Genomic DNA, 22,118 nt, shown 5'->3' with positions numbered 1-22,118 from the left:
TATAATTAAATATGTATTGCCCTATCGTAAGCAGCTAGCACCGACTCGTGCATCATTTCCGATAAAGTCGGATGCGGGAATATGGTGTTAATTAAATCTAGCTCTGTTCCTTCTAAATTCTTTGAAACTACATATCCCTGTATTAATTCGGTAACTTCCGAGCCTATCATATGAGCTCCAAGTAATTCACCGGTTTTAGCATCAAATATAGTTTTAATTAAGCCATCAGCTTCGCCACCAACTAGAGCTTTACCATTCGCCATAAAAGGAAATCTGCCAATTTTCAGTTCATGACCTAAGGCTTTTGCTGCTTCTTCTGTCAAACCAACACTTGCTATTTGCGGTGAAGAATAAGTGCAACCAGGGATATTATGCTTATTGATAGCATGAGGTTTTAAGCCTGCTATGCTTTCTGCTGCAATAATACCCTCATGGCTTGCTTTATGTGCTAAACAAGGTGCACCTGCTACGTCACCTATTGCATAAATTCCTGCTTCAGCTGTTTGCATTAAGCCGTTAGTAACTATATAGCCGTTTTCTACTTTAACTTTTGTTTTCTCAAGTCCTAAATTTTCAGTATTTGCTACAATACCTACTGCCATAAGCAGAATTTCAGCTTGTAATTTTTGTGTTTTACCAGCTAGCTCTAGTTCAATTTCTAAACCATCTTTTGATTTTGTTTGCTTAATTAGCTTAGCATTTGTAATAATTTTTATGCCTTTCTTCTCAAAACTTTTATGGGCAAGGTTTGAAATCTCTATATCTTCCACCGGTAATATTTTGCTATGAGCTTCAATGACTGTAACATCCACCCCAATAGCATTATAAAATGAGGCGAATTCTATACCAATTGCACCTGAACCTACAATAATCATAGATTTCGGCACATGCTGCGGTATCATGGCTTCCTTTGAAGTCCAAATTTGTTTACCATCTGGCTCAAATCCTTTTAAAACTCTAGCTCTTGCTCCGGTAGCTATAATAATATTATCTGCTTTTATTTTAAGGTTATCATCAATATTTATTACCTTATTTGCTTCAAGCTTTGCTACTCCATCTATAACAGTAACTTTATTTTTCTTAAGTAGCATTTTAACGCCGCCGGCTAGTTTATTTGAGATTTCTCTGGAACGCTCGACTATCTTCTTAATATCGATTATAGCAGAACCAGCATCAATTCCATAATCTTTAGCGTGTTTTATATACTCAAACACTTCAGCAGATTTAAGCAAAGATTTTGTCGGAATACATCCCCAATTAAGGCACACTCCACCCAAATGCTCTTTCTCTATTAATACAACTTTTTTCTTTAATTGTGCTGCTCTAATTGCAGCAACATATCCGCCAGGTCCACCACCTATCACGGCTATATCATACTGTTCCATTTTATTTTTTTACTTCGTTGGTTTGTTTGTTTTGGTTACTTGGTGTCATAGACATTAACGTCATTGCGAGGATAGGCAAAGCCTCGACGTGGCAATTTCATAAAACAGTACTATACTCCTGAGATTGCCACGCCACTTTCAGTGGCTCGCAATGACGGGAATAGGGATGACATTAGGCTATACTACTTTTTAAGAACCATCTATTTTTCTCGTGTACTTTAATCCGTCCAATAATCATATCGGCAGTTCCCTCGTCACCCTCTGCTTGTGCGATTTTTAAACCTTTATATAAAGTATCTATAATAATATCTTGATCTTTTACAAGACTTTTTAGCATTTCATTTGCAGAAGCATTAGGATTCGGCTCGCTTATAGATGCTAGTTTTAATGATACTCCTCGCAGCAGAGCTACGAGGTATCTATCCAAAAAGTTTTAACTGTTTTTGTTGAAATGCTTTATAAGAAGGTTTGCCTGAACCTTGATTTTTTACATAATTACGTAATTTCCGCTCATCACCATGTTTACCTACTGTGCTCATAAAATATCCTTTACTCCAAAACTCACTTCCCCATAATTTTTCTTTAAGATTTGGATATTTCTTAAATATTTCCTTAGATGTAATACTTTTTATGATTTGAGTTATTTTTGTTGGGCTATACATTAGTATTGACTGTAGTAAAAAATGTACATGATCTTTATCTACTCCTATTTCCAAAAATCTAATTTCATAACGAGCTTCTATGTCCTCACAAATTTTACATAAATAATCGTCTAGTTCCTCTTTGAATATTACTCTTCTATACTTTGCCGGTGTTACTAAATGATATATTAGTACTGTGACATTATCACTTTTATGTATATAACTGCTTTCTTCCATGCATCTAGTATATCACGAAGCAGACCTTCGGGGAATTAAACCCTAAGAGATTAAATTTGATAATGCTGGAACTTTAGCATCTAAAGTTCTTATTCGTTCGGCTAGCTCGTCTAGACTTTCGGCTAAATCTTCATATTGTCCTTAAAATAATAAATGTAGGCTTCTAAATTCAGCCCCTTCAACATTCCAATGATAATTTTGTGTTTTGAAATATAAGGCGTAGCTATCTGCTAAGACCTGTTCTAAAGCTTTTATTACTTGCATAATATATACCTCTAATAAATGAATAATTAGTAGATGAAGTTTTATTTGGAAAAGAGGAATCGACTTTGAAGATTATAACCGCAGCGTACATACTAGTATAGTAGCGGATTATAAGCAAAAAGTAACGCTGCCAATTTTTCAAATAAAACGAGTATACTCCTATAAATAAGAAGTTATGAACTTTTTGAGTTTATAGTATTTCATTTAATACTTCAAGTAAGTTGTAATATTTGTGCTGATTTAATATGATTTTCGGTGTGAGAAGATAGAAGTACAATACCACCACTATTTGCTTTCATGACAATTAAGTTATTTAGTAAATCTCTATTTTCTTTACTTAAATTGGTTTCAACTTCATCAAGCAACCATAGATCTGATTGGCAAGCAATAAGTCTTGCTAAAGCTACAACTTTCTGTAATCCACTGGATAAAGTATAGCATTTCTCATCTAATAAATCATATAATTTAAAATTATGAATGGCAGCATCTAGAGTTTCAACTGAATTATAAATCTCTGACCAGAATTTTAGATTTTCAAAAACAGTCATCTCAAGCTTTAGACCTAAATTATGACCAATATAAGTACAATACGGCTTAGTAATATTGTTAATGTTAAGATTTCTGTAGAAAATATTACCGTTACTTGGTTGCATAATGCCCGCTACCATGCGTAATAGCGAAGTTTTACCACAACCATTAGCTCCTTTTATATAAGTAATAGCAGAATTAAGAAAAGTAATGCTTAGATTATCAAACAATTTTTTTTGATATATACTAAATTTTAATTGATGGAATGATAACATTTTAGTATAGCCCTAATAACACTATATCATGATTAGAATTATTTTCCAGAGATTGGCTTTCCTCGCTTATATCAGTTATATTATTAGCAGAAGATGGTAAATTTTCACTTACCATTTTTTCTTCCGCAAATAATTTAGAGAAAATTGTAGATACTATGCTAGATTTAACTTTCATGATATTTTATTAGTGTAATTCAACTTCATCATTATCCCCAGCAAGTTCTATATTATCCTTTTCTTGGCTGTTACCGATTCCTAATTTTTCACGAGCATTTCTTAAAGCTTCTTTATGGTCAGATGCTTCTGGGTTAACAACATGACTTACATCTATTCCTGTTGCTTCATTAACGTCCTGACCAACTGCTCTACTTGCATCATCTAGCTTCTCATTTACGTCTTTAACTGTTTTTTCCATTCTTTTTAACATATAGACCTCAATTTAAAGTTCTATAATTAGAGTAACACTTGAATCTTTTATAATCAACTAGAAAAATTTAACTAACAAATTCTCTACTGACAAATGAAATACATTTAAAATAGAACTTGGCATTAGACCGAAATAAATAATTAGTAATATTAAAGGAGCAATTGAGATTACTTCATAACTATATAAATCTCTGAAATTAATGATTTCTTTATTAGTAATTTCGCCCAGCATAACTTCTTTATATAGCTTCAACATGTAAACAGCACCAAGAATAATACCAAGAGCTGCTAAGAAAGTTGCTATTATATTTACCTCATAAATTCCAAGCAGGCTTAAAAATTCACCAATAAATCCGCTAGTGCCAGGTAACCCAACAGAGCCAAGCATTGCAATCATAAAAAACGTGGCAAGCACTGGCATTTTACTTGCAACACCACCATATTTAGCTATCTCTTTAGTATGTAATCTTTCGTATAAAGTGCCAACTATTAAAAATAAACAAGAAGAAATTATACCATGGCTGAGCATTTGGAATAATGCCCCACTAATTCCGCTATTAGTAAAGCTAAAAATACCTATAGTGACATAACCCATATGAGCAATAGACGAATAGGCGATCATTTTTTTCATATCTTTTTGGGCTAAGGCGACAAGGGAGGCATATATTATAGCAATAACACTAAGACAAATTACGTAAATTGCAAATTCTTGTGATGCGTTAGGTAGAAGTGGCAGTAATACCCTTAAAAAACCATAGCCACCAAGCTTTAGCAAAATACCAGCAAGAATAACTGATCCGCTGGTAGGGGCTTGTACGTGAGCATCAGGTAACCATGTATGAAACGGAATCATAGGAATTTTGATGGCAAAGGCAATAAAAATAGCCCACCACAAAATTTGTTGCACATGCAAAGGAAAATTATTAGTAAACTCACCGATATTGCTTAAATCGAAACTGTGAATCTTACTATAAATATATATAATTGATAATAAGAAAAATACTGAGACAAAAAAAGTATATAAGAAGAATTTAACAGCAGCATATATTCTATTCTCACCACCCCATACTCCGATAATAATATACATTGGAACTAATATTACTTCGAAGAATAAATAGAATAATAATAAATTTATTGAGGTAAATGCTCCTATACAAAAAGATTCCATCAATAAAAAACATACCAAATATTCTTTAATATATTTTTTAACAGTAAATAAGCTCCCAATAATACAAATAAGAGTAAGAAAGGAAGTTAAAGCTAGAAAAAATATTGATATACCATCAATACCCACATGGAATTCAAGCCCAATTTTATCAAGCCAACTATATCGTTCAACAAATTGATAAGCTGGGTTAGATGAATCAAATTCTATTAATATATATATAGTTGCGATGAATGTTAAAACACTACTCAGCACCGCAACATACATTGTATGTATTTGCTTATCGGGTTTTTTGCTTTGACTAATGAATAGCAAAATATATAGCACACTTATTAGAGGCAGAAAGATAGTAATTGATATGATTGGTAATTCTAGCATCTACAAACTTACTCCTAGCCATATGAAACAGCTTATTACTGCAACCATGAAAAATACTACATACAAAGTATAATTAAAAACGTATCCAGTCTGGGTTTTGCCGGTCAATCTACTGAAACAATTAACACTTCTAGCAAAACCATTTGGACCAAAACGATCAATTATTTTTTGATCACCAGAATAAAATAAATAAGCTAAGCAGTTGATCGGCTTTATTATTAAGAAATTATATAGCTCATCAAAATAATATTTATTGGTTAATATTTTGATAAAGCAATTATCTTTACCGGATTCCTGCTTTCGCAGGAATGACATAATAGAATTTGACTTATATAAACAAATCCCTGCAATAATACCTATTATCCCCACTATCATTGGTAATAACCTAATATGCAACGGTGGATGAGTAATTAATAGCTTATAAACTTGTAAATTAAGTAGACTATCATGGAAATAACCATTTGGTTTATCCATTGAAAGCAGATAATAACCGATCATCCCACTGAAAAAGCTTCCTGCTACTAATAATATAAGAGGATTATTCATTACTTTAGGAGGTTCATGAGCATGCTCAAAAACATCTTTTGCTAACCTAGTTTTGCCGTGAAATACCAATATAATTATTTTCATTGAGTAAATAGCGGTAAGTATTGCAGCTAATATACCAAATATAAACATAAACGATCCACTACTATAAACCGCTTCTAAAATTAAATCTTTCGAATAAAACCCTGCAAGCGGATAGATCCCTATTAACGCAAGCAAACCAATTAAAAAATTTCCATAAGTTATAGGCATCTTATTTCGCAGCTCGCCCATTTTAAATATGTCCTGCTCATGAACTGCGTGTATAACACTACCAGCTGATAAAAATAGTAAGGCTTTAAAAAAAGCATGTGTTACTAAATGAAATATACCACTATTATATGCTGATACTCCACAAGCCATAAACATATAACCAAGCTGGCTACAAGTTGAATAGGCGATAATTTTTTTGATATCGTTTTGCATAATAGCAATGCTTGCAGCAAAAAGGCAAGTAATACCACCAATAATTGTAATAAACTGTAGAACTAAGGGACTATATTCAAATAAATATGAACAGCGTGCTACTAAAAATACACCTGCTGTTACCATAGTTGCTGCGTGAATTAGTGCAGATACAGGAGTAGGTCCTTCCATTGCATCAGGAAGCCAAACATGCAAGCCTATTTGTGCAGATTTACCCATACAACCTATAAATAACAATAAGCAGCTAATATCAAGAACAGAAAATTCAAGACCAGCGAGTAATATTTTTGTATTAGCTAATTTTGGAGCAAGTAAAAATACATCTTCATAATTTGCCGAATGACAATAAAAAATAATCGTTATTACACCTAAAATAAAGGCAAAATCTCCAACTCTATTTGCTACAAAAGCTTTAATAGCCGCTTTATTTGCTGATTCTTTTGAATACCAAAAACCAATTAGTAAATATGAGCAGACCCCAACCCCTTCCCAACCAAAAAATAATTGTAAGAAATTATCAGTCGATACTAGCATTAACATAAAGAAAGTAAACAGTGACAGAAACGATAAGAAACGTACTATCCCCTTATCTTCTGCCATATAGCCAAGAGAATAAATATGCACGACGCTAGATACCCATGTGACGGCTATAAACATTATGCTTGTTAACTGATCTATATAAATCGACCAATCTACCTTAAATTGGCTTACTTTAATCCATGTCAATAATTTTATATGGATTATATGCCCGTCTAGACCAGTATGACAAAATATTATCGCTGCAAATAATGCTGATAATGATAAAAATGAGGTTGCAATTATAGAAGCTAGCTTTTCATCCATTTTACTTGCAAATAATCCGTTTATTAAAGCAGAAGCAAGAGGTAATACAATAATCATTGTAGCAATGCTTTGATACATCTTTATCCCCTCATCTGATTAATATCTGTAACTTCAATCGAGCCTTTATTACGGAAATATATCAATAATATCGCAAGACCAATAGAAGTTTCAGCAGCAGCTATAGTTAGAATTATGATGCTGAAAATCTGCCCCGATAATTCTTGCATATATACCGAGAAAGCAACAAAATTTATATTAACTGCAAGCAGCATTAGTTCAATCGACATTAATATATTTATAATATTTTTGCGATGCATAAATAATCCAAGCATCCCAATAGTAAAAACCAAACTGCTTAAAATTAAATAGTGATTAATCCCTATATATTCATTCATATTTGATATTCTCAATTCCTTTATTTATAAAAGGCTTAGTCATTAATATAGCATTTTCTTTATTATGTGAAAGTTGTTTTGTAATATTCTGACGTTTTACTCCATCACGTTTTCTAAGAGTTAAGGTAATACAACCGATCATAGCAACAAATAAAATAAGTCCTGCAATTTGAAAGGGTATCATAAAATCAGTATATAATATTTTTCCTATCGCTTTAGTATTTGATACATCACTTGCTATGACAAACGATAGATCAGAACTAAAATGAATATTTTTAGTACTAAGTAAAATAATCACTACTAAATCAGCAAACATAATCAAAGATACAAAAATACTTAAGATAGGCTTTTCTTTTAGCTGCATTATAGCTTTATTAAAATGCATATCCAGCATCATTATCACAAATAAGAATAATACTGCTACTGCTCCGACATATATAACTATCAGCATCATGGCTAAAAATTCTACACCAAGCAGTATCATAAGTCCGGAGCCATTAATAAAGGCAAAAATTAACCATAACACCGAATATACGGAATTTTTGCTCAAAACAACGCATAGACTGCTAATTACGATTAATGTTGTAAATAAATAAAAAAATATGGTCATAGTTTTTATATTGTCATCCTGCGACTTGATCGCAGGATCTTATATCACAGCTTGTATTATGGAATCCCGTAATCAAGTCACGGGATGACATAAAGTATTAAACCAATAAAGCGTTAGCAGCAAATTTATCAATCATCGGCATAAATAATACTTCTAGCTGTTTACGTATTACCTCTTGATCTTCTATTTTCTGCCCGTCTTTACTTAAGTTTATTTCACCTTTTACTACATGACCCATTACTGCGTCAATAATAGCTTCCTTATCAGGCTTACTATCCATATATCTAATAGCAAGTTTTTCAAAGAAATTAACACCTACTGGCTCATGTTTCAAATTTGTAACCCACATATAAGGAGTATGGCTTGCTTGATGTATTACAAGTTTTGTAGTTTTAGGCTTATTAAGCTCAGGTGTTTCTCTATGTTTCTGAGTGGTGATATTAATGTAACCTTGTAACACTAACTTCATTGCATTTTCTAAAAGCTCAGCTTTTATTTCGTTTAATTTAGTACCATGTAGCTTTTTATTAGCTTCCTCAGTTATTTTTTCAAAACTTAAGGGGTTATTAAGATGCTCACTGAAAGTATATAGAATAGCTTTCATGTATGGTGAAGCAGTTGTTAAATTACTATCTTTATTGCCGTTTAGAAAGAATGCTAAGCTTTCAGAAGAATTATTAAGATCAACCTCTTTAAGCGATTTTTCAGGAACAACATTAAAGATCATATTAAATTTCGTTATGTCTTCGTTATTAATATTTCTATTAATTTTTATATCATTATGACATAGTAGAGTAGCTCTAAAACGACGATTTGTAATAAAATCCATATATTGTTCATTTCTAACTATATCATTTACGACTTTTAACTGCTCTACTACTTTTTGGGGCATGTTACCTAAATACATAGTAGAAAGGTTACAATCAGCTAAATATTGTAAATTATGTTTTCTAGCTTCATCCATAAATTCATGAAAGTAAAATTGAGCATTTTCTTCTTCTAAATGATCATGACGTAAATAATGATCTGTTTGTTTTGAAAGTAATCCGGCTTCGGTTTTTAATACTTCAGCATAAGGTGTTTTTGAATTCTCTAAGCTATCTTTAACAAAATCTAATAATAATCTAGATTGAGTTATTTTATCACGTACATTTGCAAATGAATTAGAATGATAAAGCATCATATCTCTAACCGTGCGAACCATATTCCAGCCAGGTAAAGTATTATAACTGATATATGCTATACCATTTTTGCTTAGGTTTTTATTACATACGTCAAAAATTTTATCTCTAACATTTTTTGATACCCAAGACATTACACCATGACAAATTATATAATCAAACTTATTCAAAGAATCATCAATATCAAGTATAGAACAATGATGAAATTCTATATTTTTCAGCCCAAGTTCTTTTACAGTCTTATTTGCTTCGTCAATTTGTACTTTAGATAAATCAATACCAACAAAATGAGCCTTTGGATAAAGAAGAGCATGCGGTATTAAATTACCACCAGCAGCACAACCTAACTCTAATATTTTTGCGGTTTCCACATTAGGAGCATCTACACCAAAAAGAGTTGCAAGAGTGCTTAAATGATGAGGATTAGTAAAGGAATATGGGTAGCTTTCATATGGCACTTCGTCATAAGTATTATGATTGATTGCCCCATTAATAACAGGTTGCGTATTATGTTTTTCTTTTGTTGTTTTATCGTGACTATCAGGAAGATTAGAAGAATTACTAGCTTTTGAAGACATATTTTTTCCTTATAAGTTAGATTAATTAGCATCATTGCGAGGGAAAGCTGTAAGTTTTGACGAAGCAATCCAGTAAAAAATGCTAACTTATAGTATTTTTATTATTTTTTCTGGATTGCCACGCTCCAAGCAAATGCTTGCAATGACAATGCTACCATATAAATATTTCACAGAATTTTTAAAATGGCAATCTATAAGTAAATCCTATACCAAATTCTTCAACACCTATAGTTTTTTTAATAGGTTTTGCGGGTAAAAATTGTCCTGTTTTCATATCAAGTGTGTCATAATCAATTCTTACTCGATATACTGTTTGTAATTTTGCGGTTAGATGTACACTAAAATTTGAAGAAAGAGACTTTGAAACTCCGAGTCCTGCTTGCCAAGCAACACAATTCTTATGTGTTTTTCTTACTTTAAAATAATCGCTATTTATAACATCCCATTTTGAAGATGTAGGTTTGACTTTTACCTGAGCTATACCACCACCTATTATTACAAAAGGAGTGATACCATTCATCTCTTCTAAATCATAAATAAGATTTAACATATATATGTTCGAAAATACTTTAGTATTCCCAGGAGTTTTAGGTATAGTTAAGCCATTGCTCAAATTTTGCGGTGGTAATACATAATGTAAGCGATATTTAGGTTGATAAGTTGCCGAGAATTCAACAGATATTTGCGGATAAATCGTATAACCTATTTTTCCGCTATACATACTTGCCCTTTTTAAAATAATTTCGGTATTAGAATGTTTATGACGGAATTTGCTAACAACCGGTTCAACTACACCGCCTTCCCCTCCTATATAAAATCCGGTTTCATCGTTTATATTATCTTCGGCAAAAACAGTATTAGTAATAAAAATGGATAAAGCAACAGTAAATAATTGTAATAATTTGATCATTATATTTATCTTGGAAAAATTTTTAAGGATATTAAATCTTTAGCCTACTGGCGGTCAACTATATTTTTTCTAATTACAGAAGCAAATATGCCCAATAGCAATAAAGTAATGGTAACAGTTAAAGAAATGTAAGCTGGAACAGCTATATAATGATGAATAAATATTTTAATCCCGATAAATATTAAAATTAAAGCTAAGGAGTATTTGATATAGCTAAATCGTTCAACAATTTCTGCAAGACAGAAGAATAGAGCTCTAAGCCCTAAAATAGCAAAAATATTTGAGGTGTAGATAATATAGGCATCATTAGTAATAGCAAATATTGCTGGTATACTATCTATAGCAAAGACTAAATCTATTGCTTCTATTAATATTAATGATATGAAAAGAGGAGTAACATATAGTTTTTTGTTACGCGTAACAAAGAATTTATCCCCCTCAAGGTTAGGGGTAACATTTAGATATTTTATTATTGACTTATAAATATAAGAATTCTGTATATCAAAGGTTTTGTGAGATATATAAAAAGTTTTTACGCCCGTAACAATAAGTATCACGGCAAAAATATATAACAACCAAGAGAATGTATTTATAAGCATAATCCCGCCATAAATCATTACAGCTCTAAAAGCTATTACGCCAATTATGCCAAAGAATAAAACACGATGTTGATATTTTTGTGGAATCGTAAAAAATTGGAAGATAATTGATATAACAAAGATATTATCAAGCGACATAGCCTTTTCAATTAGAAAGCAAGTATAATATTCACGGCTACTATCTGCTCCCATATTATAATAAACATAAATGCCAAATAAACAGGATATTGTAAAATAGAAAAGACTGAGAAGTAAGCTTTGTTTAAAGCTCATTACTTCATTTTTTTTATGTATAACCCCTAAATCAAGTACTAATAAAGCAAAAATTATGGTGTAAAAAATAATCCAGCTCATAACTTATCTCAGCATTTTATATTGCATATGATAATATAATCCTCCACCATATATAACTCTTAGCTGGAATTTTATAGTATTTTCTCCTTGTTTTAAATAAGGCTTGATATCAAGTGGTAAATTTTTAGCTTGTAACGCCATACCTTGATCATTACCATTATTACAATAAGCTTTTTGATCCAAAGAATCTTGAGAAGCTATAGGTGCACTAAGAACTTTTGTATTATTAACATATACAAGTGTACAATCATCATACCATAAATCTAGAATTTTAAAATAATCGATATCAGCCATAATAGCATCTAAAGTTACTTTAAATGTTATGGTAAATAATTTACTATTATCTGGTTCATTTGATGCATCTATAAAAGTTCTAGGATCATGAGGAAATGCGTCTACTCCAAGGCTAGGATCAGGTTGTAATGGTACAACATTTAAAATGAAATCACCGGTTTTTGTATTAGGATTATAAGGGGTATTTACTAATTTTGTAGGAAAATTGTTTTCAATAATTTCTATAGGTAGTCCTTTCGATTCTCTACAACCAATATTTTGTTTTAAAGGTTCAAATTCAATAGTTTTTTTATCAAAATTTGATAAACAATAACGCTTAAGGCTTGTTCCTTTTGGTTCCAGATCTGGATATGGATCTAAAGATGGATCTATTTCTACCCAATTAGGTGGACATGTACCTACTCTTAACTCTCCTATATCTGTTTCACCCCACAATGCATTACCATCAGCAGGTTGTGGAGAAGTAATTGCCGAACAAACAGGAGCTAAAATAGGCGAACATAGATTTAATTCTCGCCAAGTTTTATCTCTTACATCTGAAACTTTAACATCATATGTTGGGTTACTATTAGAGTCAAATATAACTTTATAATATCGAGTAGCATCTAATATAGAACCTAAATTAGATGCAGGACTTATCCTATTTAAATAGTCTGTAGTTAAGACGCATACAGGAGTATTAGGGTTATCATTATTAACATAACAATTACTATTGTTAGCACAGCTATAAATAGTAATACCTTCTCCTGCACCTGATAAAGTTTCTACTTGAGAACAACCGCTTGTGCTCTCACATAAGCCAAGGTTTGCATAACTAGCAACTTTACTTTTAAATACGCTACAATCTACAGTATTTGGCTGATCTAATTTGGCAAGCACACAATTTATTTGTTGATTATTATTAGGATTACTAGGTGTTGTTGACGGTGGTGGCGGTACAGGACTACAATGCTGGAAATTCTTCGGCATTAAGCAGGTATGCGTTCCACCTTGTACATATTTACCATTTATATATTCCAAATATTTTAAATAAACTGCATTTGGATTTGGATTTCCACTATTGTCATAAGGCGGTATATTATCTTTATATACGCCGTAAATTGTTATTTGATTTAATGCATTAGGACCCGAAAATGGCATAGCAATATATTTATCATCCGGATATTTTGGTGGATCTTTAGGGATAAATGCAACAGAAGAACTATAATTATAACCAGCAAGCGTTACTACACTTTCTGTAGCAGTAGAATTAGGATCAGCAGCATATGATAATGGGGTTACAAGTGTGCTAGTTTGATCTATAATATTACCTTTATCATCTTTTACTTGCATAGAAGCAACAAATTGTGGCGTATAATAAGTATTGCTTGGGCAAACAATTCTCGAATATTCTTTTTCACATTCGTAAGTAGCTAAACTGTATGAATCACTTACTCTAGACACGCATCCTGCTAAACTACTCGATTCAAATACACAGATATCGGCTGGATCTTGTGTATCTGTTTTAGTATTACTGATAGAAACATAAAGGCTTCGGGATTTATTGTTATTATCATTTAAAGTAAAGCTTTGCTGTATTGGCATTAAATTATCTTTATCTTGAACTTGTACTTCAGGAAATTGAACGCTTACATCAACAAACTGACCAATATTAACTCCCCATATTTTTTGACAAGAAGTTGAGTTACCTGCTTCTGCAGTACCACAATCAGGTATATCACTTATAAAATAATCACTAGGAGTTTCAAGGCTACCCATAACCTGCGAATACACTATTCTAAAACCTTGATTACAACCATTAGCAGCAACATCGCAAGGTAATTTTATATTTGTATTAATGCAAGGAGCACCATTTGAAGAGCTACTACAAGGTTTAATAAAATCTGTATAAACAGTAGCTGTGTGAGCACCACTTGCCGAAGTAAATGGTCCATTTATTTCTACACAAGTAGTAAGATCAGGCTTGTCACCAGTACAAAGAGGTATAAGATTATTAAAACTGACACGCACTGTATTATTAATAATATTATTTCTGACATTTGACACTACACAAGGCGAGACAGCTGAAGATTGATTAAAAGTTTTTCCATCAGAATTTTTAACACTACACACATTATTAATGACCGCAGGAACACTAAGTTCATTTAAATCTTTACAAAATGGTGGCGGGTAAGGACCTAAAGGTAATTGTACACAGCCAAAAGAATAGTCATCTACAGAACCGTTTAAAGACCCAAAAGCTTCAATAATTGGTATTATTACAGCATTAGGGAAGAAATTAAATAAGTCACCTATGGCATTAAGTATAGTCTGGTGTACTTTTATTATTTCTGAATCTTGGCTTATCATACCAAGAAGTGTACCTAGTAACTTTGGTATATTTCCTCCGCTGAGTGTAGTAACTAAAAATTTTAATACTTGTGCAATTGGACTAAGCTTAGTAGTTTCATGTAGTGGTTGACTATTAGGATTCCAGTCCAGAGCATCAGTATGTGCCCCTGAATCTGACACAAGATTTACAAGACCTGGATCACTATATGCACAAAGCTTAGGGGAAGAAATAGTAAGTATTTGTCCGTCTACCCCAACTATAGTATCGTCACTTTCGGTAAAACCAACTTTATTAAGATGAAATCCTGCAGTATAGCCAGGATCAGCAGGAGAAGGATTAGAATTTATTCCAGGAGGAGGTGGCATTTCCGGCACTGCAATTCTGGCACAAACTCTAGTTAGCGGTAAACCATAACCAGTTGGCCATAATACGCATTGTCCATCCCAATTTAAATTAGCATTCTGAGACCAGCAAGCAGCAGCATTACAGCTTTGAATTCTAATAGTTATTTTAGGAGTAAAATAACTACTGTCTGGTGACTCTTGAGCACATCTATTTAATACAAAAGGCGTAAATCTACCCGGATAATCAAATTGTAATAAGCAATTATCCGTACCACGACCATCACTTTTATTCCAAGGAGGACAATTTGCACCCGTTTTATATTTCTTTGTTATTTGATTCGGACCTTTATTCCAAGTTTCTGTTCTTTCACTTTGCCCACAATTACAAGGATCACTAAGACAATCACCTATAGTACCCCAAATACTGGCAAGTGTATTAATTGAGCAAAATAGAAATAAAAAAAATAATAAATATTTTTTCAACACTTTGAGTAATTGTTATAAAATAGTTGTTATATATTGTTACATAGTAGTCATATACCGCAGATATTTTAAGATTTGGAAGTCAAATAAGCGGTGAGCCTGCGGAGCGTAGATAACTACGTGAGCACAGGCGAATCCCGAAATTTGGTTTACCAAATCTTAAAATATCAAAGGTAGACTAATCTATGTTTAATGCATCGTATAGATAATTAATCCAATTATCTGGTGGTCCTTGGTATTTTTCTAGCACTTCTTTATAGATAGCCATTTCTTCCTTTTTACTTGATAAAATACGCACAACTCCAGTTAATGCTGCTATACTTAATTCTAAAGCTATAGATTCGTTATCTTTATTAATTAAAAACATTCTACTGGTAAGTATTAATTGTGATAACTTACGTATCTCTGAGTCTGTTAAACCTAAAATCTCGTCTAGATCTTCAATTTTCACATCAGACGGTAAAATAATTTTAGTATTAATTAACTCAAGCCATGCTTTTAAAGTATATTTTGGATATGCTTTAAGGTAAATAAAATTAAAATTACCTACAAAAACACCATTACTTTCAGATAAATTATTAAAAATTAAGTTTATATTATCACTATAAATTTCAGGTTTATAGAGTTTATCAAAACTATCTGCAGCAAATATTTTAGGTTTAGTACCTACTAAGCTTAAATGGTAAGTAAGTGCATAAACTACACTAGCACTAACATTTTGGTGTTTTTTTAAGTTATTATTAAATTGTTCTAAATATTTTCTTTCACTTGGATAGAATTGCTTAGCAAAAGGCTCATCTGAAAGCTTATATAAATTAAGACCGACAATATTGCTTTCATTAATATTAAAAACTGATTGGTCAAATAAACCGCTATATAATTGTCCCTCTGTGAAACCTTTTAATTTATCTAATATTGTACTGCCACCCTCTTCTTTAAAATCTTCCCATTTTAAGATGTCAGAAAAAATTCGCTTTTCCTTATCAATTGATAAAATTTTACTCTTAAGTTTCTCTAAAAAAGTTAGCTCTACTTCATTAAGCGGTGAAATATAATGACCACTTAACATTTTTAAAAATTCTAAAATGAAAGCTTGCGATTTTTCTGTGTCATCTAATAAAAATGGATTGATAATTTGTTTATCAATTTCTAACCATGTACCCTCTAATGCTTCGATAAAAATCTTAGAATCATTGCTGTTAGAGATATAAATTATTGTTGGATCATACTTAGTTGATTCTGACACCAGAAAATTTAATAATACTGTTTTACCAGTTTTTTCTGTACCAAAAATACAAGTATTACCCCTACCAGTTTTATCATGAAAATTCATGAAATAAGGAGTACCTCTTTCTGTTCTAAGTAGTGTTAATGCTCGTCCCCAAGAAGTATATTGGCTACCTAAAGGTGAATTGTGCAAAGCAGCAAGAGATGCTACATGATCTGATAATAAAGGTGACATTCTTCGTATAAAAGCAAAATTAGCAGGTAATTGTGCCCAGAATGTTTGCTCTATATTAAGGTCTTCCTTTACATGAACAATACCAAGTTTAAAAAGCTCTCTTGCAGCTTTTGCAACAGAAGCAGTAAGTTTATCTTCATCTTCTTCTATAACAGCAATTGAAATTTGTTGATTACAAAACTCAAAACGAGATTTATTATCATTAAATCTTTTTATACCCTTATGCTCAATTAAGTTATCATCATTAGTAATTTTTAAAATGTAATCCTGCCCCTTTAAAGCGGAAGCGACTGTTTTTTTATCAACAAAATAAAATATCTCGGTTATTATTAATTCAAGTGGTAGCTGTAAAAATTTATCAAGAGCTTCAGACGGAGATTCTTGATATTCTTTGATAGATAGTAAGGAAATAAATTTTTTATTTTGTTCCTGATTCGTAACTACCATTTTATCGCCACTAATCGTGTAAGTACTTCTACCTATTGCACTTGATAAATCTATTATGGGTACTAAACAATCGCTATCGTTAATATTAGCTATTCGGTTATATAAAAATAAAGGTGCAGAAAATGTGTTTTCGTTTTCAAATGTTATACCAAGCTTTTCTGCATCAAACTCACTTAAGTCATTCAAAATATTATTAGCAAGACTTTCTAGCTTCTGCAAGGCAGACTCTAAATATTTATTTTCAAAGTCTACGATTAATTTAGTTGATAAAGAATTTATCAAAGAACCAAAATTTTTAATTTTAATCTTAGCAGAATCATGTACTACGGAAATATATAAAGTATTAACAAATTTATCATTCCAGTGATTTTTTCTCTGCCATAATGCATGAATATTAGCAGGTAATAATTTTTTATAAGGAGTAGGATCGTCTAAATTTTGTCTTTCTCTTACTGTATGCATCCAAAAAGCAAAATCATAACTATTTGTATGCTTTTTTACAGAAGCTCTAATTATTTCACGTAAATTTTGTATGTTATCACTAATTTTTTCTGAACTAATACCATAAATTTTAATAATTTGTAGTAACTTACCATCTTTAGTAAGCAAAGTATGCTCATTATAGTGACATGCTATAGGTATAAAATTTGGAGCATTATAATTATATATATCCTTATCAAACTTTCGTAGACCACTAAACACAAATAACCTTAATTTAAATTAATTTGTTGTTATCCCTTGAAGGCTTTGTTGCATGGGTTGAGAGCCGTCATTACGAGAAGAAACTGAAAGTTTCGACGAAGCAATCTCAGAAACCATATGCTGTTTCATGAGATTGCCACGCTCCTTGCAGTCGCGTAGCTTATGACGAAAAAACGAGCCATGTAATGATCCAATCACAGTATAACAACAAGCTATAATCGCAAACACTTACTGCAAAACTTTATCATATAATAAACATTATTACAAAACTTTACCTAATTATTTACGTTTAATAAATGATTATTCTTTATATGCAGTGATTTTTTGTAACCCTCCCATGTAATTTACCAGAACATCCGGTACGGTTATTGAACCATCTTCATTTTGATAATTTTCTAAAATTGCAACCATAGTTCTACCAATTGGTAAGCCAGAAGCATTTAAAGTATGAACTAAAGTAGTATCATGATTACCAAATTCTTTGTATCTTGCTTTCATTCTACGTGCTTGAAAATCACCACAATTAGAACAGCTAGCAATTTCACGATATTGTTTTTGCCCTGGAAACCACACTTCTATATCATAAGTTTTTTGTGATGCAAAACCCATATCACCCGTACAAAGTAGCATAGTACGATAAGGTAATTCCAGTTTTTGTAAGATAGTTTCTGAAGCATTAGTCATATATTCATGCTCATTTTTTGACTCTTCCGGTGTTGTAATAGATACAAGCTCTACTTTACCGAACTGATGCAATCTAATCATACCTCTAGTATCTCTACCGCTGCTACCTGCTTCTGATCTAAAGCATGGTGTATGAGCAACAAGTCTCATAGGTAATTTTTCACGAGGAATAATAGTATCGGCAACCATATTCACTAGTGACACTTCTGCGGTTGGAATTAGCCTATAACCGTTTGTAGTTGCAAAAGATTCATCCGCAAATTTAGGCAGCTGCCCCGAATTATACATAGCATTATCTCGAACTAGCACTGGAGGTGACACTTCAAGAAAACCAAACTCTCCAGTATGAATATCAAGCATGAAATTGGCTAAAGCACGCTCTAATTTTGCTAAATCACCTTTTAATGTTACGAATCTAGCACCTGAAATTTTTGCCGTCTGCTCAAAATCCATTAGGTCTAGTTTTACACCTAGTTCAAAATGCTGCTTTTTATTTAGAGCATTAAGGTCTACTTCTCCGTAAGTACGAATTAATTTATTCATACTTTCATCAATACCATATGGTACCTCTTCATCAGGAATATTAGGAAGAGTATTTAATAGCTCGTTTAGCTCATTATTATTGTTTAAATCTTGTTCGAGCTCTTCTAGTTTTTCATTGATGTCCTTAACATCTCTTTGTAATCCCTCAAATTCCTCGCCGCTTTTAGTGTTCATGTTACCTAAAATTTTCGACTTTACTTTACGTGCGTGCTGAAATTCTTGAATTAGATTAGTGATTTTTCTTTTTTTACCATCAAGCTCTTCGATTCTTTTTGCCATAGGTTCAATAAATCGCTGCCTAAGCTTGTCATCGAATAATTCTTGATTTTCTCTAATCCATTTAATATTTAGCATTTATGACCTCGGTTTTTCTATATAATTACATATTATTATTGAAATTTCATATAATAAAAGCAGCGGTATTGCAAGAGCAAACTGGCTTAAAATATCTGGAGGAGTTAATATTCCTGCAATAATAAAGTTAATAACTATCGCAAAACGTCTTTTTTCCTTAAGAGTTTCTATTGTAATTATTTTTAATATATTTAATATTATTAAAACAACTGGAAGTTGAAAGGCAGCACCAAAAGCTATAATTAGATGAATAACTAGATTTAAATATTCACTAATCCTAGCCTCTAAAACTATCGGTACTATTAAATCACGCTTTTCAAAACTAAGAAAAAAATTCCAAGCTTTTGGCATTACGAAATAAAAAACGAAAATACTACCACACCAGAATAAAATAGGCGATATAAAAAGAATAAACGCAATAATTTTTTTCTCATGATAATATAATCCAGGACTAACGAATAAGTAACATTCTAAAGCAATTACTGGTATAATAATAGCGAAAGCTGCAAAGGCTGCAAGCTTAATATAAGTAAAGAATGCTTCAGTAAGTCCAGTATAAATTATATTTCGTAAATTATCCTTACTTAGTTTAGCAAGCGGTTCTAATAAGAAACTATAAATAGTATCACTAAAATAATAGCAAATAGCAAATGCAATTATAAAAATAATAAATATTCTGGATAATCTTAATTTAAGCTCTGATAAATGTTCTTGAAAAGAATATAATTTCATAACTATATAATATACTTCTTTTTTTCTTTTTCAAGAATTGCTATTTTTCTTAACACACCCTAGCGTACTAAATTTGCCTCAAATTAGTAAACGTAATTAATCTCTTAGGGTTTAATTCCCCGAAGGTCTGCTTCGTGATATACTAGATGCATGGAAGAAAGCAGTTATATACATAAAAGTGATAATGTCACAGTACTAATATATCATTTAGTAACACCGGCAAAGTATAGAAGAGTAATATTCAAAGAGGAACTAGACGATTACAGGAGTTTCGCACTTAGAGCCTGTCTTGAAAGTGTATTGAGAACAAAAACAATACACTAATTCATAGCAAGCAGTTTACAATTTGTATAAAAAAGCAGTAATTTTGCTAAAAATTGTAAATTTTTTGATACATCAAACAGTGCTAAAGTAATATGTTGCAGTACTATTTAATGAGCATATTCGTCTTTCAAGATAGGCTCTTAGCAAAGAATATGGTAATCTAGAGAAAAATAGTTTTAGATAAAAATGACAAGATCAAAATGTAGCAAAGATTTATATCAATCGTTTTTACAAGCAAGTAGTGTAAGATATACTGGCAAAGCATTATCTGAAGTAAGCCCAGTAGATCTATCGCACGATAGTGCAAGTCGATGGTTAAAGAGTAAAGATTTTCGCCCTAGCGAAATCTATAGCAAAGTGTCAAAATATCTTGATCTAGAGGAGCCTTGTTTATTAGTAGGAGATGACACCTTATTGTCAAAGCAATACAGTAAGAGGATCGAGCTTGTAAAGTATCAATATTCTGGGGCTGTACATGATGTTATACCTGGTATAGGAATGGTAAACTTACTGCATTACAATACTCAAATTGATCAATCTACTCCTGTAGATTATAGAATATATGATAAAGAAACTGATGGCAAAACAAAGAACGAGCATTTTTGTGATATGCTTACTTTAGCTAAAGAAAGAGGTATCAATCCTGATGCCATAGTCATGGATGCTTGGTATAGTGGTTTGGATAATTTAAAACATATACGTAATTTAGGTTGGATATGGGTTACTAACCTAAGAAGAAATAGAAAAGTTAATCGTAATGTTAGCTTGGACACTTTGGAGATTCCCGATGAAGGGCTAAAAATTCATCTACGTGGATACGGTTGGGTAACGGTATTTAAGTTTGTGGCAAAAAATGGTCGCATTGATTACATAACAACTAATTTAGAAAACCCTACACGTGAGCAAATAGAGAAAATTGTTAAGGCACGTTGGTCTATAGAAGTTTATCATCGAGAATTAAAACAAACTTGTGGTATTGAAAGCTGTCAGGCACGCACGGGTCGAGCTCAAAGAAATCATATTTGCCTTGCTGTATTGGCATGGCTTGATATGAACAAAAGGAGGATAAATGAAAAAATTACTTTATATCAACAAACTTGGGAAGTTATAAAAACATCAATTCAGAATAACATTAGATGGCTTCTAACTGATATGCAATTTTCCTAAGTGCGAAACTCCTGGATTATTTATGTAAAATTTGTGAGGACATAGAAGCTCGTTATGAAATTAGATTTTTGGAAATAGGAGTAGATAAAGAACATGTACATTTTTTACTACAGTCAATACTAATGTATAGCCCAACAAAAATAACTCAAATCATAAAAAGTATTACATCTAAGGAAATGTTTAAGAAATATCCAAATCTTAAAGAAAAATTATGGGGAAGTGAGTTTTGGAGTAAAGGATATTTTATGAGCACAGTAGGTAAACATGGTGATGAGCGGAAATTACGTAATTATGTAAAAAATCAAGGTTCAGGCAAACCTTCTTATAAAGCATTTCAACAAAAACAGTTAAAACTTTTTGGATAGATACCTCGTAGCTCTGCTGCGAGGAGTATCATTTATTAGGAATAGGGATAAATTTATCCTTACTCTACGCAAATAGCGAATTACCTAAGTAATTTGCTATTTGCG

General features: G+C 31.8%; 18 protein-coding genes and 4 pseudogenes. 4 read left to right on the top strand and 18 right to left on the bottom strand.

The features are described from left to right. Positions 1 to 5: 5 nt before the first annotated feature. The 15 genes and pseudogenes from lpdA to ACOAL3_RS10115 form a co-directional block, all read right to left on the bottom strand. Positions 6 to 1,385, bottom strand: a complete 1,380-nt coding sequence (gene lpdA / locus ACOAL3_RS10185) for a dihydrolipoyl dehydrogenase (RefSeq protein ID WP_419234993.1) — start codon at positions 1,383 to 1,385, stop codon at positions 6 to 8. A gap of 172 nt (positions 1,386 to 1,557) precedes the next feature. After that, positions 1,558 to 1,773 (bottom strand): annotated as a pseudogene (locus ACOAL3_RS10180) (Dps family protein); the annotation flags it as partial. Positions 1,774 to 1,804: 31 nt separating this feature from the next. Beyond that, positions 1,805 to 2,263, bottom strand: coding sequence for an IS200/IS605 family transposase (tnpA, locus tag ACOAL3_RS10175; RefSeq protein ID WP_419234992.1), 459 nt, complete (start codon positions 2,261 to 2,263; stop codon positions 1,805 to 1,807). A gap of 48 nt (positions 2,264 to 2,311) precedes the next feature. Then, positions 2,312 to 2,527, bottom strand: a pseudogene (locus ACOAL3_RS10170) (Dps family protein); the annotation flags it as partial. A 212-nt stretch (positions 2,528 to 2,739) separates the two neighbouring features. Next, the gene (ccmA, locus tag ACOAL3_RS10165) at positions 2,740 to 3,330 is read right to left on the bottom strand and encodes a heme ABC exporter ATP-binding protein CcmA (protein WP_419234991.1); all 591 of its coding nucleotides are present in this window, start codon (positions 3,328 to 3,330) and stop codon (positions 2,740 to 2,742) included. A 1-nt stretch (position 3,331) separates the two neighbouring features. Next, positions 3,332 to 3,505, bottom strand: coding sequence for a hypothetical protein (locus ACOAL3_RS10160; protein ID WP_419234990.1), 174 nt, complete (start codon positions 3,503 to 3,505; stop codon positions 3,332 to 3,334). Positions 3,506 to 3,514: 9 nt separating this feature from the next. Continuing rightward, complete coding sequence (locus ACOAL3_RS10155) at positions 3,515 to 3,745, bottom strand: hypothetical protein (RefSeq protein ID WP_419234989.1); 231 nt, start codon at positions 3,743 to 3,745, stop codon at positions 3,515 to 3,517. A gap of 69 nt (positions 3,746 to 3,814) precedes the next feature. Then, positions 3,815 to 5,299, bottom strand: coding sequence for an NADH-quinone oxidoreductase subunit M (locus ACOAL3_RS10150; protein ID WP_419234988.1), 1,485 nt, complete (start codon positions 5,297 to 5,299; stop codon positions 3,815 to 3,817). Next, positions 5,300 to 7,231 carry an NADH-quinone oxidoreductase subunit L gene (gene nuoL / locus ACOAL3_RS10145; RefSeq protein ID WP_419234987.1) on the bottom strand — a complete coding sequence of 644 codons (1,932 nt, stop codon included), beginning with the start codon at positions 7,229 to 7,231 and terminating at the stop codon, positions 5,300 to 5,302. 2 nt (positions 7,232 to 7,233) lie between these two features. Beyond that, entirely contained in the window at positions 7,234 to 7,548 is a 315-nt protein-coding gene (gene nuoK / locus ACOAL3_RS10140) for an NADH-quinone oxidoreductase subunit NuoK (RefSeq protein ID WP_395477008.1), read from the bottom strand. Next, on the bottom strand, positions 7,541 to 8,158 hold the full coding sequence (locus tag ACOAL3_RS10135; protein ID WP_419234986.1) for an NADH-quinone oxidoreductase subunit J: 618 nt from the start codon (positions 8,156 to 8,158) through the stop codon (positions 7,541 to 7,543). The genes nuoK and ACOAL3_RS10135 overlap by 8 nt, the downstream gene beginning before the upstream one ends. Positions 8,159 to 8,255: 97 nt before the next feature. Further along, entirely contained in the window at positions 8,256 to 9,917 is a 1,662-nt protein-coding gene (locus tag ACOAL3_RS10130) for a methyltransferase regulatory domain-containing protein (RefSeq protein ID WP_419234985.1), read from the bottom strand. 178 nt (positions 9,918 to 10,095) lie between these two features. Then, positions 10,096 to 10,827, bottom strand: a complete 732-nt coding sequence (locus ACOAL3_RS10125) for an outer membrane protein (RefSeq protein WP_419234984.1) — start codon at positions 10,825 to 10,827, stop codon at positions 10,096 to 10,098. 44 nt (positions 10,828 to 10,871) lie between these two features. Further along, a complete protein-coding gene (locus ACOAL3_RS10120; RefSeq protein ID WP_419234983.1) occupies positions 10,872 to 11,780 on the bottom strand; it encodes a TerC/Alx family metal homeostasis membrane protein in 909 nt (302 codons plus the stop codon). Positions 11,781 to 11,783: 3 nt separating this feature from the next. Then, complete coding sequence (locus ACOAL3_RS10115) at positions 11,784 to 15,236, bottom strand: hypothetical protein (RefSeq protein WP_419234982.1); 3,453 nt, start codon at positions 15,234 to 15,236, stop codon at positions 11,784 to 11,786. Positions 15,237 to 15,283: 47 nt separating this feature from the next. Here ACOAL3_RS10115 and ACOAL3_RS10110 point away from each other — a divergent pair. Next, a pseudogene (locus ACOAL3_RS10110) lies at positions 15,284 to 15,409 on the top strand (palindromic element RPE5 domain-containing protein); the annotation flags it as partial. 2 nt (positions 15,410 to 15,411) lie between these two features. On the opposite strand, the gene ACOAL3_RS10105 reads toward ACOAL3_RS10110, so the two are convergent. From ACOAL3_RS10105 to tatC, 3 genes are all read right to left on the bottom strand, one after another. Then, positions 15,412 to 17,844, bottom strand: a complete 2,433-nt coding sequence (locus tag ACOAL3_RS10105) for a VirB4 family type IV secretion/conjugal transfer ATPase (protein ID WP_395477002.1) — start codon at positions 17,842 to 17,844, stop codon at positions 15,412 to 15,414. 300 nt (positions 17,845 to 18,144) lie between these two features. After that, on the bottom strand, positions 18,145 to 19,425 hold the full coding sequence (gene serS / locus ACOAL3_RS10100) for a serine--tRNA ligase (RefSeq protein WP_395477000.1): 1,281 nt from the start codon (positions 19,423 to 19,425) through the stop codon (positions 18,145 to 18,147). After that, positions 19,426 to 20,157 carry a twin-arginine translocase subunit TatC gene (gene tatC, locus ACOAL3_RS10095; RefSeq protein ID WP_419234981.1) on the bottom strand — a complete coding sequence of 244 codons (732 nt, stop codon included), beginning with the start codon at positions 20,155 to 20,157 and terminating at the stop codon, positions 19,426 to 19,428. A 150-nt stretch (positions 20,158 to 20,307) separates the two neighbouring features. On the opposite strand from tatC, the pseudogene ACOAL3_RS10090 reads away from it, so the two are divergent. The 3 genes and pseudogenes from ACOAL3_RS10090 to tnpA (ACOAL3_RS10080) all read left to right on the top strand — a co-directional run. Further along, positions 20,308 to 20,418, top strand: a pseudogene (locus ACOAL3_RS10090) (IS200/IS605 family transposase); the annotation flags it as partial. A gap of 249 nt (positions 20,419 to 20,667) precedes the next feature. Then, positions 20,668 to 21,648 (top strand): IS701 family transposase, encoded by a 981-nt coding sequence (locus ACOAL3_RS10085; RefSeq protein ID WP_419234551.1) that lies wholly within the window; start codon positions 20,668 to 20,670, stop codon positions 21,646 to 21,648. Further along, positions 21,639 to 22,013, top strand: coding sequence for an IS200/IS605 family transposase (gene tnpA / locus ACOAL3_RS10080; RefSeq protein ID WP_419235651.1), 375 nt, complete (start codon positions 21,639 to 21,641; stop codon positions 22,011 to 22,013). Before ACOAL3_RS10085 ends, tnpA (ACOAL3_RS10080) begins: the two co-directional genes overlap by 10 nt. The last annotated feature ends 105 nt before the right edge of the window (positions 22,014 to 22,118 follow it).

Source organism: Rickettsia endosymbiont of Nabis limbatus, assembly GCF_965196655.1.
Taxonomy (GTDB): Bacteria; Pseudomonadota; Alphaproteobacteria; order Rickettsiales; family Rickettsiaceae; genus Rickettsia.
This window is presented reverse-complemented; position numbering and strand designations above follow the sequence as displayed.